This is a genomic window from Mesorhizobium sp. BH1-1-4 (assembly GCF_020165665.1).
Classification (GTDB): domain Bacteria; phylum Pseudomonadota; class Alphaproteobacteria; order Rhizobiales; family Rhizobiaceae; genus Mesorhizobium.
In genome coordinates this window covers 1-15,095 of the sequence record NZ_JAIUIN010000005.1, presented here as the reverse complement: position 1 = coordinate 15,095, position 15,095 = coordinate 1, and the positions used below count along the sequence as shown (strand labels likewise).

Below are 15,095 nucleotides of genomic sequence, written 5' to 3'. Positions count from 1 at the left end.
GCCCCAGGAGGCTTACGCCCCAGTCGTTTTCTGTATGCCGAAACCCGGCGAAACGTCGTCGGCCTCGCTGCCGGTCTGCGGCACGATAATGGATGCCAAGGGCGCGCTCAGCCGCCATTCAAGATGGCCGGGCGACCGCTCCAGCGTGGCCGAGCCGCCCAGCGACTGCGGCGTCACGCGTTGCAGCACGACGGTGCCGAACCCCTTGCGCGTCGTCTCGTCGCGCCTGTCGTCGGGATGCGGCGTCGAGATCTCCTTCCAGATCAACTGAAACTCGCGCGCCGAGCCGATGGTCCAGGTGATCTCCACCCGGCCGCTATCGCTGCCGAGCGCGCCATATTTGGAGGAGTTCGTGCCAAGTTCGTGGAAGGCCATGCCGAGATTCTGCACCGCGTTCGACTGCAGCGTCAGCACCGGCCCGGAGAGCAGGATCTGCTCCTCGCGGCCAAAGGGCTTGAGATGTTCCTGGATCAGGTCGAACAGGCTCGCCCCCGCCCATTCCGTGGTGACCAGCAGATCATGCGAGCGCGACAGCGCCATGATGCGGGCGCGGATGAGTTCCTCGAATTCCCTGGGATCGTTCGAACGCTTGCTGGTCTCCCTGACCATCGACAGGATGACGGCGAACTGGTTCTTGACGCGATGGTTGACCTCGCGCATCAGCAGCCTGATCCGGCGCTCGCTCTCCTTGGCGGCGGAGATGTCGCGGGCGATCTTGGAGGCGCCGATGATCTCGCCATCGGCGTTCCTGATCGGCGAGACCGTCAGCGAGACGGAAATCAGCGCGCCGTCCTTGCGCCTTCGCACCGTCTCGTAGCTCGCCACCCGGTCGCCGCTGCGGACCTTGGCGATGATCTCGGTCTCCTCGCTCTTGAGGTGATCGGGAATGAGCATGAGGATGGACTGGCCGACCGCTTCCTCGGCGCTGTAGCCGAACATGCGTTCCGCCGCCAGGTTCCAGGTCTTTATGATGCTGTTCAGGTCCTTGCTGATGATGGCGTCGAAAGAGGAATCGACAATTGCCGCCAATCGGACATCGGCGCTCGCGCTCAACCGCCCCTGCTCTTCATCGTCGGCGGCCGGCGCCAGCAAGTCCTTCATGATCACCTAGCTAGCGTCCAAAAGAATCAAGGCAAGTGCCTGGGAGACCCCAAGCATGCGGGGACATAGGTAAAAGCGTCAGTCGGCCGTCCCGCCGTCCGACGTCCCCGCATTGCCGGTTGGGGCAATCACGCCGAACTCCTGCGACTTGATGCCTTGCTCCGCTGCCAGGAAGCCCTCCGAGGCCAGGCCACGGCGCAACAATTCCCTGACGGCGGCGGAACGGCTCGGCATCCGCTTATCGAAGCGCCAGTTTTCCAACGCCGTCAATTCGTCGGCGGTGAGCATGATCTGCAACCGCTCCGGACGTTCCAGCTCAGCCATGTGGGCTTCCTTGCTAGAGCCAAGGATGGGGGGAATTAGTATTTACCTCGCTCAACTAACAAATAGGGTTTGCCGCATATTGCGTCAAGGCCGGCCAGTAGGGGGTTGACGCATCCAACCCATGATGTGGATTAGACGCAGGCTCCCCACTTGCACACCTATACTAACTAACTGATTTCATTCAAACAATTTGATATTTTGCTTGTCATACGCCCGCGCCGGGCGCATGCTGCGCTATCAATGGAAACAACCCTCCACGGGAGGCTTCAATGCGGTACGATTACTCTTCGCGGATGCTCGACGACGTCTATTCGGCGGTTCAGAGGGCCTTCAAGACGGCAGGCATCGTCAACATCAGCGCGGTGGCGGAACAGGTCAGGGTGAGAAACCTGGCCGAGAACGTCGCCCTCGAGGATGTTGAATACCTGGTGCTGCAGGCTGCTCAACGGCTTGGCGCGGCGATCGAATTCGACACTTTTGGCTTGGTTTCGAGCGGAAACAGGCTCGCCGACAATGGCGAGGACAGCCCGATCGTCCCGCTCAATCTTCATCGATCAGCCTCGATGCAATAGCCCAACGGCCACGGCCGCGCGGCCCGTGGAACAAGCATGGCCTTCGGAGATTATCGCGGCACCCGATGGAGGAGGATGTTGTGAAAGCCTTGCGCAGTCTACTCGCCGAATTGTCCTCCAACTGGCTCCAGCGCCGCAAGACGCGAACGCCGGTCGCCGGCAATCCGGTCAAACCTGTTTCCCGCGTTGCTGGCCAACCCGCAAAGATCCGGCCGGCACACAAGCCAAGGCCGCCCTCTTCCCGCGATGTCGCTTCGAATATGTGACGCCCGGGAAAACGACGGGCCGACATCACCGAATATCAACAGCACCTTAGCTCGCGGCGGCGGCCGGGGCCTTTCTGGGGGTGGCCCGCTGGCGTCGCATGCGGCGCTTGGCGACGAGCTTGAGGGCGACCGGCGGCTCGGTCGACAGCGCCCCCGTCACGGCATCCACCATGCCATGCGCCACGAAATCCGCGTTGATGTCCTGGGCCAGCTTGACGGCCGCGGCCTTGTCCTCGCTGCCGGGCTCCGACCAGAACACGATTCCCACGCGCAGCGCTGCCTTCATACGCTTCAGCCGGCGAACCAGGAACCGCGCGTGCTTGATGGAATCCAGGTTCAGGAAGCCGACCACGACGGTGTCCACCGCGTCGAGTTCGAGGCGGCGGATACCGGCCGGTTCCATATCGGCAAAGCCTGCCTTCGACACCGTCGCACCCTGGACTTCCACGACCTGCGCCAGCATTGCCGCGGCGGCATCGTCAAGTTCACCGCGCCCGCCGGCGCAAAGCACCGATAGGCCGGTGCCATCGGGCAGGTCGGGCTCCTCCTCGCCGGCGGCGTCACCCTGGTCGTCCGCCTCCGCGGCCGCGAGCGTCCCGTCCTCCTCGTCCGCTTCCTCCCGCGCACTATCGTCGAGATTTGCCACCAGCGCCTCGGCGCTCGCCGCCAGTTGCCGCCTCTGCTGATCGCCCATGACGCCGCGCGCGCGGTCCCGCTCGCCCAGCAGGAGCGCCGGAATGGCCACCTTGTCATAGAAGTCGACCAGATATTTCTCCTCCAGCATCTCCTCGGCATGGTCGGTGGCTTCGTCCGGATCACCGGCCAGGAGCCGCTGGTAAAGGCGCGCATGCGGTTCCAGCACGGGCTGGTTGCCGAACAGCACGTCGAGAAATTCAAACTGCGGCACGTGTCTGCCCAGCACCACGAGGCAAACGGTGAGCGGCGTCGACAGGACCAGGCCGAGCGGACCCCACAGCCACGTCCAGAAGATGGCCGCGACGATGATCGCCAGGGATGACAGCCCCGTTCGCGAGCCGTAGAGCCAGGGCTCGACGACGTTGCCGGTTATCAGTTCCATCACCACGAACAGGGCGGCTGTCCACAGCACGAGCGACCAGCCAGGCGCCACGGCCAGCGCCAGGAACAGCGGCAGCAGCATGCCGATGGCGGGCCCGATGTAAGGAACGAAACGCAGCGCCAGCGCGAGCAATCCCCACAGCAAGGCGTTTGGAATGCCGAGGATCCACAGCCCGATCGCTATCGGTATGGCGTAGAGGATGTTGACGACCAGTTGCATGAGCAGGTAGCGGCCCACCCGTTTACCGGCATCCTGGAGCGCCTCGGTGGTGCGGTGAAGATCGCCGTAGCCGACAAGCCTGATGAAACGGTCGCGCAAATCCTCCCGCTCCAGCAGCATGAAGATGACGACGACGATGATCAGACCGGCCGATCCGAGCGGACTGATCAGCGGCCCGATTATGTTCTGCAGGACTTCGAGCGGCCGTTCGCGCGAGACGATCTCGACAGGCACCGGCTCGCGCGGCGGCTTGTCGGGAGCGGCGGCCGGCAGCGTGGCGTCCTGCCGGTTGATCTCCTGGCCGACGCGCTCGACCACGCCGCCCAGCCTGGCAAGGATCCCTCCCCCGACGCCGGTTTCCTTGAGCGAGCGGATCTTGGTGAGAATGTTGGTCTGGTAGACCGGAATGTTCTGCGCCAGTTCGCTGACCTGCGTGGCGACAATGAAGCTGAACAGGCCAAGTGCGGCGAAAGCGCCGACCACGCTGGCGATGACGGCGGCAAGCCGGGGGACGCCGACCCGCTTGAGCGCCGACACCAGCGGCGCCAGCGCGAAGGTCAGCAGCAGGGCGATCGCGATCGGCAGGAACACCTCGCGCCCGAAATACAGCGCCGCCACCGTCGTGACGATGGTCGCCACATTGGGCAATGCCGTTCGCGGGTGGGGCGCGATCGCCGTAAGAGCGTCCGGAGACGCCGTGCCGTTTCGACGATTGGCCACGCTATGCCTCCCTGCCAGCCCCATGATCGGGCATATAGAGCCGGGGAGCAACATTAGCCAGTGGTGAAACACACGCTGACCGGGATCAGCGCGCGTCGTGCCGCGCCAATGCATGCTCGATCAGGATATCGATAACCTGGCTGTAGCCGATGCCGATCGCGGCAAGCGCCTTGGCGTACATCGAGATGTCGGTGAAGCCGGGCAGCGTGTTGACCTCGTTGACCAGCAGCGAACCGTCGGCGCGCAGGAAGAAGTCGACGCGCGCCATGGCCTCGCAGCCGAGCGCCCGAAAAGCCTGTCCGGCCATCTCCCTGGCTCTGTCGGCGACATCGGCGGGGACATTGGCGGGCACTTTGACCAGGGCGCCGTCGGCGTCGAGATATTTGGCCTCATAGGTGTAGAAGCCATGCTTGCCGGCCGGGATGATCTCGCCGGGCAGCGACACGGTGAGCGAGCCGTCCGCCCGCTCGAGCACCGAGCACTCGATCTCGCGGCCTTCGACGAACTCCTCGATCAGCGCCTTGCCGTCATAGCGGAAAGCCGTTTCGACGGCCCCATCGAAGCCATCCCGGTCATTGACCTTGCTCACCCCGAAGGACGAGCCCTGGCGGGCCGGCTTGGCGAAGAAAGGCAGCCCCAGCGCCCCGGCGATCTCCTGGAACGAGCCGACATCGCCACGATGGACGGTGACCGAGCGGGCGACCGCAAGGCCAGAATCGCGCAGCAGCCGCTTGGCGACATCCTTGTCCATGGCGGCGGCCGAAGCGAGGATGCCGCAGCCGACATAGGCGACATCGGCAACCTCGGCATAGCCCTGCACCGAGCCGTCCTCGCCGAACGGACCGTGCAGCACGGGAAAGACGACATCGACCGGCGACAGGTCGGCCCGCGCGGCGCCGTGCGAGGCCGAGACCAGCCGGCCCTTGCCGCCAGGCAGCAGGGCGACCTCCACGCCATCCTCCGAGACCGGAGCCCCTGCCCCGTCGCCGACGGCCTCCGACGATTGTTGCAGCAGCCATCGGCCATCCCTGGAAATGGCGATCGCCACCACCTCGTAGCGCGTCCGGTCGATCGCCTTCAGCAAATTGGCGGCCGAAAGCCGCGACACGTCGTGCTCGGCCGAACGCCCGCCATAAAGGATGGCAACCCTGATCTTTCCGGTCATCGAATCCCTCAACTGTCGAAATCAAATAGCCACGGCAATGCCGCGATTGGCAAAGAAACGATCGAAATCGGACGGCGCCAACACTGCGTTCGCCTGTGTGGCGGCGGTATGACCGGATGGGTTGTGGAAGCGATAGCCTTCGTCCGACGCCGCCGTCACCAGCACCAGGTGGCCGCCCTTCGACGGCGGCTCGCGCTCCGGCCAGCGGATCGAACTGCTGACCGACGCGATGAAGAAGCGCGGCCGGGAAAGGATCGCCGGAACGTCGCCTGTCGCGACATTGGTCATCACCTCGGCCTCCAGGCCGAATTCCTGCTTCACGAAGGGGACGAAGGGCGCGTAAATCAGCCCCTTGATCGAGCTTTCATTGACGACATAGCCGCCATATCCGGTGCACCGCCTTGCCAGCTCGATCGTCGGCACGATCTCACCACGCGCCGCCAGGATCATCTTGAGACACGCCATGCCGCAGATATTGGCCGCCCAGAGCGCGTATTCGTCCAGCGTTTCCGCACCTGAACACCGCCACAGCGGGTCGCGCCTGAGCGCGGCCTCCGCGCCTTCGGCGAGCACCGCCAGCGTCATGTCGGGTGTTTCCCACTGGCTGAAAAACGGCACGGCTTCAGGCAATGGACTCATCTCGTATCCCTCTCGAATCTCGTATACGAGGATACAAAGGAGGCCGCAAGAAGGCGACATCGAATGCGCGGCTGTGGTGCGCCAAGCCCCGCTGCGTCACACCAAACCAGCGGACTCCAGCACATACAGATTGGTCGGCGCGTCATGCAGCATCACCTCGCGCTCGAAACGGAAGCCGTTCTTCTCCAGGGCACGCCGCGAGGCGACATTGGCCGTGCGGACCAGGCCGATCACCCGCCTGGCGTCGAGATCGCCGAAAGCCAGGGACAGCGCCTCGCGGATCAGCTCCGTGGCAAAACCCTGCCCCCAGCTTTCCGGCCGCAAATGGTAGGAGAGGTTGAGGCCATCGAAGGCCTGCGAAACCGTCACCCCGCCAAAACCGATAGGCTCGCCACCCGCCTCGATGGTCCAGCGCCCGAAGCCATGCTCGCGCCAATGGCCGATGTCGCGCAGCAGCCGGTCGGCGCTTTGCTGGGCGGTGTCGGGGGTGGGGTCGGGCCGATGCGCGACCAGTTCGGCGCGGGCAAACAGCCGCGTCACGAAATCGAGATCCGCCGCCATCGGCTGCCGCAGCAGCAAGCGGGCGGTGCGGCGACCGCCGGTTTGCCGCGCGTCGCCGCCATGGTTCTCGGGCATGGGCTGCCTTCAGGTGCTGGGCCGAAATGACGGCGGGACCGGATCGCGCCCAGCTATGCAGCCAATTGCGATGCGATCATGGCAGCGCCATGCGACCGAGCCGCCGGCTCACTTCGTATTGATCACCGATGCCGGCCGGTAAGTGTCCATCGTCGTGCCGTTGCGATCCTCGTCGAAGAGGGAGTCGCTGCCGAAGCTGGCGCGCAGGCCGATGACGACCTTATTGGCCCTGGTGTCCTGGGTGGACGTTTCGAACTTCCTGCGTTCGAATTCATAGCGTCCGAACACCGACCACGGCGTTTCGTCGAACCGGTACATGGCCTGGACGGCGGCGCCGACCACGTCCTCGTTGGTGCCGTCATAGTCGGTTCGGTTGAAGTCGAGTTCCGCATCGAGGCGAAGGTTCTTGCGGACGAAATAGCGCGCCACGGCGCGCAGGCCCCATTGGTCGCCGTGAAAGTCGTTGATGGTGAGCTGGCCGACGCTGGCCTGGCCATAGAGGGTCAGCTTGCCGAAATAGAGCTGCGCTTCCGGGCCGACGGCATGGTTGTTCACGGTCACGCCGCTTTCGCCGAACGATGTGTAGGCGGCGAAGAGGCCGGCGGCAAAACGGTCGGGATCGCGGTAGTAGCCATGGATCGTGCCGCTGGTTCCGTCCAGCGGGGAATAATGGCCCCATATGCGGTCATAGGTTAGGTCGCCCTGCAGGTTCCAGCGCTGGGCGAACGGAATGTTGACGCGCACCGCACCCCCGCCCACCCGGTTCGTATGGTCGTCGTCGACGAAGCGAAGCCCGCCGAGGTAGAGTTCGCCGTAACCGGAAACACGCGGCGTCACCACCGTCTCCGTGGCAAGCGGCTGCAAGGCATCCGCCGCGTGAGCGGATGTCGCGGCGATCAGCGACACCGCCAGGATTGAAAAGCGATACATTTTGAGCCCCCGAATACGAATTCCCGACGCTACGCCAATGGCGAAAAGACGGGCATTGTTCAGAATTTGTAGGAAACACCGAGCCGGATATCGTTCGTCTTCAGGTCGATCTCATCATGCAACGGAATACCGCTGGGAATCGCTATGCGTGTTGATGGGTGGCGGCCGAAATCGGCGAAGCGGTATTCGCCCCGAAGCACCCAATTGTCGGTGACGGCGTATTCGGCACCCGCGCCCAGCGTGTAGCCGCCGACGGTGTCCTCGACATCGGCATAGGCGGCTCCGCCCGGAAGGGCGACGGTGGTGTGCTTGTACTTCGCCATCGCCAGGCCGCCGGTGACGAAAGGCAGCCAGCGATCCATCGCATAGCCGGCCCTCAGGCGAACCGACCCGACCGCTTCCAGTTCGAGCACGCCGCCGAATCCGGGGTCGTCGATGCCCAGAGCCTGATAGTTCGTCGTGTCCTTGACGCTGGCTAAGCTGTAGTCGCCCTCGATGCCGAGAACCAGGCCGCCATCGAACTGCTTGTTGTAGCCGGCATAAACCCCTCCGAAACCGCCGGACGGGCCGTAGCCCCAGCCGTAATCGTCGAAGGCGCCGGGCGCGAAGGTCTGTCCGACCCTGGCGTCGCTCCAGGCGTATCCGGCCTGTGCGCCGACATAGCCGCCGGACCAGTCATAGCCGGCCGCGACCGGCAAGGTCTCGGTGGCGTCTGCGGCGAACGCCATGCCCGCTGGCACCAGGGCAAGGATCGTTGCCAGAAGAATCGTTTTCACTGTTTGCCACCCCCAAGAGATGCCGTGTCCCGCCCGAAAAAATGCTCCAGATGGATCACTGCCGCCCTGCCACCCGTTTTGCATTGTTCGCCGGCAGCGTCTTGGGCTGAGCCGCACCGGAATTGTCCTGGAAAGCACCGTGGTATTTGCCCCGCCGGTGTGGCCGCTGCGCATCGGCGGCGGCACGGGCAAAAACCCCGGCCGCGGGACGCCGGGGTTTGTTCGAACCGGCCGGTCAGAACTTGTAGCTGAGCCCAACGCGGATATCGTGCGTCTGGAGATCGACTTTCGTCTCCGTGGGGAAGCCGGCGGCGACGGAGAGCTGCTGGCTGCCGAAATCGGAGTAGCGATATTCGGCCCGCGCGATCCATTTGTCGGTGAAGGCATGCTCGACGCCGGCGCCAACCGTCCAACCGACATGGCTGTCGTCGTGGAGCGTGATTTCGCCCGCGGCGCCGCCGGCGCTGACGGCAATCAATTCATACTTGGCCGCGGCCACGCCGGCCGTGACGTAGGGCAAGGTCCGGTCGAAGGCATAGCCCGCCCGCAGCCGCGCCGACCCCGACCATTTGAGTTCGCTCTTGAGCAGCGTGTTGACGCCACCGCCGCCGGCGTCGATCGGCGTCAATCCATCTATGTTGGAGTAGGCAATGTCGGCCTCGGCGCCGATCACGAATTGGCTCTCCATCTGGTAATTGGCGCCGATATGGACGCCGCCGATAAAGCCGTCCGGATCCAGCGAAGCGTTGAGGTCGCTGGCCCCGCCGAGGCCGCCGCCGGCGATGAAGAGATTGGACTTGCCGGCGGCGTAACCGGCGTCGACGCCGGCATAGAGGCCGGACCAGTCGTAGCCAGCCGGCGCGGCTTCACCGATATCGGCCGCGAACGCCACGCCGGCCGGCGCGAGAATGATGGCTGTAGCGAGAAGAAGAGTTTTCATTGTTGTCTGCCGCCCCAATTTGTCGTTCTCCGCCGCGTTGATGCCGGCGGAGACCCAGCTGTTGTCGAGAACCCGGTGTTGCATTGTCCGCCGGCCACGTCTTGGGCTGGGCCGCACTCGAATTGTCCGGGAAAGCGCGGCGGTGCTTTCCCGGTCAGTGTGGCCATCCGGCCGCACGCCCATTGGGGGATGCCGGGGGGAATCGTTGTCGGGTGAAACTACCTGGCGCTGCTCGGCGTCGAGCCGAAGCGGCGGCGGAAGCAGCGATTGAAATAGGAGACGTCGGAAAAGCCGCTCAAGAGCGCGATCTCGCTGACCCGCATGCGGTCGTTGCGCCGGTCGCGCAGCATGCGATGGGCTCTCTGCAGGCGCAGTTCGAGAATATGCTCGGCGAAACTGGAGCCGGTTTCATGCAGGAGATCATGGACATAGCGCGCGGAAAGCCGCAATTGCCGGGCGATGTGCTGGGCGGAGACGCCGGGATCTGCGAAGTTGTCCCGCATCTTCTGCAGGATGGCCTGCAGCCTGGCCGCGCGCAGGCCGCGCACGCCCGCCAGCTCGGCAATGTCGCCCTTGGCGCCTGTCGCCAGGCCGATCAGGTCGACGATCGTCTCGGTGGCGTGGGCGACAAGATCGGGCGAGACCAAGGCCGGTCCCGCTTCGAGGAAGCCGCAATAGCGCTTGAGCATGTCGAGCGCTTCATTGTCGGCGCCGATGGTCAGCGCCAGGCGGTCGTCGACATGGGGAAAGGCGTTTTCCAGGATTTCGCGGGGCACCACGACATTGGTCCAGACATTGCGGTCGCCGCCGGTCATTTCCAGCGCCTCCGAGGCCGAGACCAGCGCGCCCTCGCCCCTGCCGATGCTGTAGTCGCGGCCGGTCTGCACGCCGCTCAGCCTGGTGTCGCCGTCATTGACCAGCAGCAGATAGCCGTCGCGCCCGTCATCGGCGATGTTGCGTGTCTTGCGGCTGGCATGCTTGATCGTCCCTGCCAACCGCCCGAGCACCAGCGGCCCGATGGCGGTGGCTTCGATGTCCGCCTGGAACGGCACATTTCCGGAGATGGCGTATTCGACCGACCATATCTCCGCGACATGGATGTCCTGCCAGAGCGCGAAACGCGCGCGGTCGTCGAGATGCGGCGGCAGGTCGAGCGATGAGAAGACGTTCTTTTTCAACGAGCAACCGGCCTTTCCCGCGCACGCGTCTTCCCTGAAGCCGCACCGTATGGGACCGATTCGCCTCTTGTCCAGAGCCGGCGCCATCCCTTGCCCTGCAGGCCAATTCCAGTGCCGCCCAGGTCAAGAATCCGGCCGGATTCGCCCGCCCTGGCGTTCGAATTTCCAAGAATGCCTGGAAAATGCGGCGTGGGAATCACCCCAGGCTCGCCCTGACGCTGCAACTTGCAACACCGTCACGGGCTCGGGTGTGTTGAGATTCAGCTCAGGCCGGCCTCACCTGAATATCGATACGCCCTAGAAGGTGATCTTCACGGAGGCCACGCTGCGGTGGGCCGGGCCGTGGTGGACGGCCTCGATGTTGTTGCCGTCGGGGTCGAGCAGGAAGGCCGCATAATAGCCGGGATGATAGGGCCGTTCGCCCGGCGCGCCATTGTCCTTGCCGCCCGCCGCCAGCCCGGCCTTGTGGAAGGCGTCGACCATGGCGTGGTCCCTGGCCTGGAAAGCCAGATGATGACGGCCGGTCAGCTTTCCCAATGCGGCCCGGCTGTCGGCGCTGGAGATGAACAATTCGTCGGCCCAGAAATAATCCTCGCCGGTGCCGCCGATCGGGATGCCAAGCACCTGGAACAGCGCCTCGTAGAAACGCCGGCTGGCGGGGAGATCCCTGACCACGAGCTGGAGGTGGTCGATGAGCCGGCCGCGATGCAATTCCTGGGTTTCCATGAAGCTCCTCCTCGCAATGCCTCGAATTTAGGCGCCGGCGGCAAGGCGTCAACGCGGGGCGCGTGCGTCTGCTGACAACCAGCGACAATTTTTCGGGCCGGATGGAACTTTTCGGTTGAACGCAAGTTTGGGGGCGCGGCGGGAGGGAATTGCCATTGGATTGTTTTGAGAAGCTGGAAGCGCTGGTCGACGGCGCCGATGCCGGTGCCATCGAGGAAGCGAACGCGTTGCTGGCAAGGTTCAGGGACAGGTCCGAACAAACGAAGCGGGCCATCGAGGAGTTCATGCTGGACTTCAAGACCTTGGTCTTCGTCGTCGAAACCGGCGAGGAAGGTTTCCAAAAATCGATCCGCAAGCTCGCCCGCGCCAGGCTCGCGAAGCTCAAGCATCTGGTCAGCCAGGCGGCGTGAAGGTCTGGTTGCGGCCTATCCCTTCAGGACGGCCGCCAGCCGGGGAATGCCCTCGCTCACCGCGCGGCGGTCGGCCAGCGTGAAGGACAGCCGCAGCGTGTTGCGTCCGGTGCCGTCGGCATAGAAGGCATTGCCGGGCACGAAGGCGACCCGCGCCTCCTTCACCGACCGCGCCAGGAGTTCGGTGGCGTCGGCGCCTTCCGGCAGCGTCACCCAGACGAACATGCCGCCTTCCGGGCGGCTCCAGGTCACGCCCTTGGGCATGTGGGCTTCAAGCGCGCCGAGCAACCCGTCGCGGCGCTCGCGATAGGCGCCGATCAGCTTGTCCACCTGGCCGTCGAACACGGATTCAGCGACGCGGTGCATCACCATCTGGTTGACCGACGGGCTGTGCAGGTCCGAGGCCTGCTTCATCAGCACCAGTTTTTCGACCACATGGCGAGGCGCGCAGACCCAGCCGACACGCATGCCCGGCGACAGGATTTTCGAGAACGAGCCGCAATAGAGCGTGCGCGCCTTGTCAATCCCGCCGGACCTGATGCAGTCGAGCGCCAGGATCGGCGGCACGCCCTCGCCGTCATAGCGCAGGGCGCGATAGGCGGCGTCCTCGATGACGGCGATGTCGAGTTCGCCGGCAAGGTCGAGCACCGCCTCGCGCTGCTTCTTGTCCAGCGTGTTGCCGGTCGGGTTGGCGAAATCGGGCACCAGATAGGCGAACTTCACCCGCCCGCCCCCTCTTGAAGAACTGGTGTGGGCGGCGGCGGCCGCGCGATAGGCCTCCGGCGTCATGTTGCCGCCCTCGGGCCGCAGCCGGTCGTAGCGCGGCTCATAGGCGTTGAAGGCCTGCAACGCGCCGAGATAGGTCGGCCATGTCACCAGCGCGGTGTCACCCGGCGACAGGAACAGTTTGCCCAGATAATCCAGCGCCTGCTGCGAGCCGGAGGTGATGAAGATGTTGGCCGCGTCGCAGGCGATGCCGAGCTTGCCCATCTGTCCGGCAAGCCATTTGCGCAGCGGCGCATAGCCTTCCGAGACCTGGTACTGCAGCGCCGCTCCGGCTTCCGCGCCGCTGAGCACATCGGCATAGGCATCGCGGATGGCGTCGGCCGGGAACAGCGAGGGATCGGGAATGCCGCCGGCGAAGGAGATGATGTCGGGTTGGTCCAGCAGTTTCAGCAGCTCGCGGATTTCCGACGCCTTCATGCGCGACGAGCGCGAGGCCAAGAGGTTCAAAAGGGTCACGACACGCCTCCCCGGACGTTTCTTATATAGGTCAACTTGGCTGACCTATATCCGCTCTTGCCGGCAAATTGAATAGGGCCTGGAAGGCTTCCGCTATACGCCAGTCGCCGCCGGCGTCCGTGTCTGAAGGCTCTTCTTGTAACCAATATGGCTGGCCGTGAAGCCGAGCCCTTCATAGAAACGGTGCGCATCCGCCCGCCCCTTGTCCGTCGTGAACTGCACCAGGCCGCAGCCGCGCGCCTTGCATTGCCCGATCGCCCATTCGAACATTTTTCTACCGATGCCGTCGGAGCGCCTGCCATCGGCGACACGAACCGCCTCGATCTGCCCCCGCCACGCGCCCTTGCGCGATAGCCCGGCGAGGAAGGTGATCTGCAACGTGCCGATCACCGCGCCGCCATCCACGGCCACCGCCAGCAATTGGTTGGGATCGGCGTCGATGGCCGCGAAGGCATCGACATAGCCTTGCGCCAGCGGCAAGGAAGCATCCTCGCGGCCAGCGCCCAGCGGATCGTCGGCCAGCATGGCGACGATGGCCGGCAGGTCGGCGGCGACAGCTTTGCGGAATTGGATGTTGGTCATGGGCGGATGAGATACGGCTGGCCGGCCCCGGCGGCAAGGGTGGATGCGCGGCCCAATCACCAAACGCCAGCGCCGCCCCTCATCTGCCTGCCGGCATCTTCTCCCCGTATAGGGACGGGAGAAGGACGCTGTGGCATCCCTCGGCGCCTATTTCCCAGCGCCGGCAATTGGCGAAATCGCCAGCGACTGCGTCTTTCTCCCCGTCCCTATACGGGGAGAAATGTCCGGCAGGACAATGAGGGGCGGCGCCGAGGCTCAATCCCCGTCCGCCGGCTTGGCCTTGCCGCACTGCGCCAGCACCTTGCCGATCGCCGCGCTCGACCCCTTCAACGCAAAACTGATCGAACCATATTTCTCCGCGCTGACCGACACGTCGCCCTTCGAGCGTAAGAGGTCGAGCAGCGGATCGGCTTTCGCCAGATTGACCACGAAATATCCGTACATTTCCTCGAGCTGCAGCGTCCTGGTCAACGTCTTGCCGTCGGCCTTGAAGTCGAAAACGCCGCTGGCTCCCGGTTCCAGCTGCTGGCCGCTGGTGCCCAGATCGTAGCTCAGCACCGGTTTGTCGTAACAATTCAGCATCAGATACGCGTCGCCCTTCGGCCCGCCGCAGACGGAAGCTGTCAGCACGCTGCCGCCCTCGTCTTCTTCCATCTTCGCGCTCCAGCCGCCGCAGGACGCGGCGAAGGCCGATTGCGTGGCCAGCAATGCCGCCAACGCACCGGCGGCAACGAGATACCTTGTCATGACTTCCCCCTCCGACATTTGCAGCACCCGCCGCCAGCATATAGGAAAAGCCATTGAATGGCATTGCATCTACGGCAAGGCCGCGCGTCCCGGAGAGAGCGGTGTTGAAAGCCTGTATTCGCCTGTGTCTTCCGGCAGCCGCCCTGGTGGCCTCGCCGCTTGCCGCCCGTGCCGAATGGAAGCCGGTCGAGAAGGTGGAAACCTACGCCATATCAGGCCAGTCCGGGCTGGAGCTCTACCGGTCGATCGGCGAGAACGGGCCGAATGTCGGTATCACCCGCGCCATCGCCTACACCAACTTCAAGCTGACCTGGGGTGTCAGGGACTACAAGCCCAGGGGCAAGGACTGCGTGCTGACGGCGGGGAATCCCAAACTCATCATCACCTACACCTTGCCAAGCCCTTCCGAGCCGCTGCCGCCAGCCCTTCAGAAGAAATGGGAGGTGTTCATCGCCGGCGTCAGCGCCCATGAGAAGGTGCATGGCGCCAGCATGATCCAGATGGTCCATGACATCGAAGCCGCGACAGACGGCCTGACCGTCACTGACGATCCCAAATGCAGCAAGACCAGGGCCGAGGTGGTCCGTCGGCTCGACGCGATCTCGAAGACGAGGATACAGGGCAGCCGCGATTTCGACCGCGTCGAGTTCGGCCAGGGCGGCAATTTGCAGAAACTGGTTTTCGCTTTGGTGAATGGCGGCTGAGCGCCAGCCTCACCCCTCCCAACACTAGGCAAGGAAAGGCGCCAAACTCGGCAAACGCGCGCCTTTCCTCTCCCCCGTCGATCGGGGGAGAGGTGGCTCGGCGTAGCCGAGACGGAGTGGGGGTCGACCAGCGCCGGCCG

Annotated in this window: 17 protein-coding genes; 3 read left to right on the top strand and 14 right to left on the bottom strand. The window is 64.5% G+C overall.

Annotated features, from left to right (window positions below; genetic code table 11):
* Window positions 1–12: 12 nt before the first annotated feature.
* Window positions 13–1,101, bottom strand: a complete 1,089-nt coding sequence (locus tag LB569_RS11215; protein WP_224692327.1) for a sensor histidine kinase — start codon at window positions 1,099–1,101, stop codon at window positions 13–15.
* A gap of 78 nt (window positions 1,102–1,179) precedes the next feature.
* Entirely contained in the window at window positions 1,180–1,425 is a 246-nt protein-coding gene (locus LB569_RS11210) for a hypothetical protein (protein ID WP_140702140.1), read from the bottom strand.
* A 269-nt stretch (window positions 1,426–1,694) separates the two neighbouring features.
* On the opposite strand from LB569_RS11210, the gene LB569_RS11205 reads away from it, so the two are divergent.
* The gene (locus tag LB569_RS11205) at window positions 1,695–1,997 is read left to right on the top strand and encodes a hypothetical protein (RefSeq protein ID WP_140702142.1); all 303 of its coding nucleotides are present in this window, start codon (window positions 1,695–1,697) and stop codon (window positions 1,995–1,997) included.
* A gap of 312 nt (window positions 1,998–2,309) precedes the next feature.
* On the opposite strand, the gene LB569_RS11200 is transcribed toward LB569_RS11205, so the two are convergent.
* From LB569_RS11200 to LB569_RS11160, 9 genes are all read right to left on the bottom strand, one after another.
* Window positions 2,310–4,304: an AI-2E family transporter gene (locus LB569_RS11200; protein WP_411970212.1), complete on the bottom strand. Its 1,995-nt coding sequence runs from the start codon at window positions 4,302–4,304 to the stop codon at window positions 2,310–2,312.
* Between the two features lie 61 nt (window positions 4,305–4,365).
* Window positions 4,366–5,445 carry a D-alanine--D-alanine ligase family protein gene (locus LB569_RS11195; RefSeq protein ID WP_224692325.1) on the bottom strand — a complete coding sequence of 360 codons (1,080 nt, stop codon included), beginning with the start codon at window positions 5,443–5,445 and terminating at the stop codon, window positions 4,366–4,368.
* Window positions 5,446–5,466: 21 nt separating this feature from the next.
* Window positions 5,467–6,084: a C39 family peptidase gene (locus LB569_RS11190; RefSeq protein WP_224692324.1), complete on the bottom strand. Its 618-nt coding sequence runs from the start codon at window positions 6,082–6,084 to the stop codon at window positions 5,467–5,469.
* A gap of 96 nt (window positions 6,085–6,180) precedes the next feature.
* Window positions 6,181–6,720 carry a GNAT family N-acetyltransferase gene (locus tag LB569_RS11185; protein ID WP_224692323.1) on the bottom strand — a complete coding sequence of 180 codons (540 nt, stop codon included), beginning with the start codon at window positions 6,718–6,720 and terminating at the stop codon, window positions 6,181–6,183.
* Between the two features lie 108 nt (window positions 6,721–6,828).
* Entirely contained in the window at window positions 6,829–7,650 is an 822-nt protein-coding gene (locus LB569_RS11180; protein WP_224692322.1) for an outer membrane beta-barrel protein, read from the bottom strand.
* 59 nt (window positions 7,651–7,709) lie between these two features.
* A complete protein-coding gene (locus LB569_RS11175) occupies window positions 7,710–8,426 on the bottom strand; it encodes an outer membrane protein (protein WP_224692321.1) in 717 nt (238 codons plus the stop codon).
* A 235-nt stretch (window positions 8,427–8,661) separates the two neighbouring features.
* Window positions 8,662–9,366, bottom strand: a complete 705-nt coding sequence (locus tag LB569_RS11170) for an outer membrane protein (protein ID WP_224692320.1) — start codon at window positions 9,364–9,366, stop codon at window positions 8,662–8,664.
* Between the two features lie 218 nt (window positions 9,367–9,584).
* Window positions 9,585–10,544, bottom strand: coding sequence for an AraC family transcriptional regulator (locus tag LB569_RS11165; protein ID WP_224692319.1), 960 nt, complete (start codon window positions 10,542–10,544; stop codon window positions 9,585–9,587).
* A gap of 297 nt (window positions 10,545–10,841) precedes the next feature.
* A complete protein-coding gene (locus tag LB569_RS11160; protein WP_224692318.1) occupies window positions 10,842–11,270 on the bottom strand; it encodes a VOC family protein in 429 nt (142 codons plus the stop codon).
* A gap of 155 nt (window positions 11,271–11,425) precedes the next feature.
* Here LB569_RS11160 and LB569_RS11155 point away from each other — a divergent pair, with 155 nt between their 5' ends.
* Window positions 11,426–11,680 carry a hypothetical protein gene (locus LB569_RS11155; protein WP_224692317.1) on the top strand — a complete coding sequence of 85 codons (255 nt, stop codon included), beginning with the start codon at window positions 11,426–11,428 and terminating at the stop codon, window positions 11,678–11,680.
* Window positions 11,681–11,695: 15 nt separating this feature from the next.
* Here the strand turns inward: LB569_RS11155 and LB569_RS11150 are convergent, their stop codons facing one another.
* The 3 genes from LB569_RS11150 to LB569_RS11140 form a co-directional block, all read right to left on the bottom strand.
* Window positions 11,696–12,883 (bottom strand): PLP-dependent aminotransferase family protein, encoded by a 1,188-nt coding sequence (locus tag LB569_RS11150; protein ID WP_224692588.1) that lies wholly within the window; start codon window positions 12,881–12,883, stop codon window positions 11,696–11,698.
* Window positions 12,884–13,015: 132 nt separating this feature from the next.
* A complete protein-coding gene (locus LB569_RS11145) occupies window positions 13,016–13,504 on the bottom strand; it encodes a GNAT family N-acetyltransferase (protein WP_224692316.1) in 489 nt (162 codons plus the stop codon).
* Between the two features lie 255 nt (window positions 13,505–13,759).
* A complete protein-coding gene (locus LB569_RS11140) occupies window positions 13,760–14,251 on the bottom strand; it encodes a hypothetical protein (protein ID WP_224692315.1) in 492 nt (163 codons plus the stop codon).
* Window positions 14,252–14,355: 104 nt separating this feature from the next.
* Between LB569_RS11140 and LB569_RS11135 the strand changes: the two genes are divergently transcribed.
* Window positions 14,356–14,955, top strand: a complete 600-nt coding sequence (locus tag LB569_RS11135) for a DUF922 domain-containing Zn-dependent protease (RefSeq protein ID WP_224692587.1) — start codon at window positions 14,356–14,358, stop codon at window positions 14,953–14,955.
* Window positions 14,956–15,095: the final 140 nt, after the last annotated feature.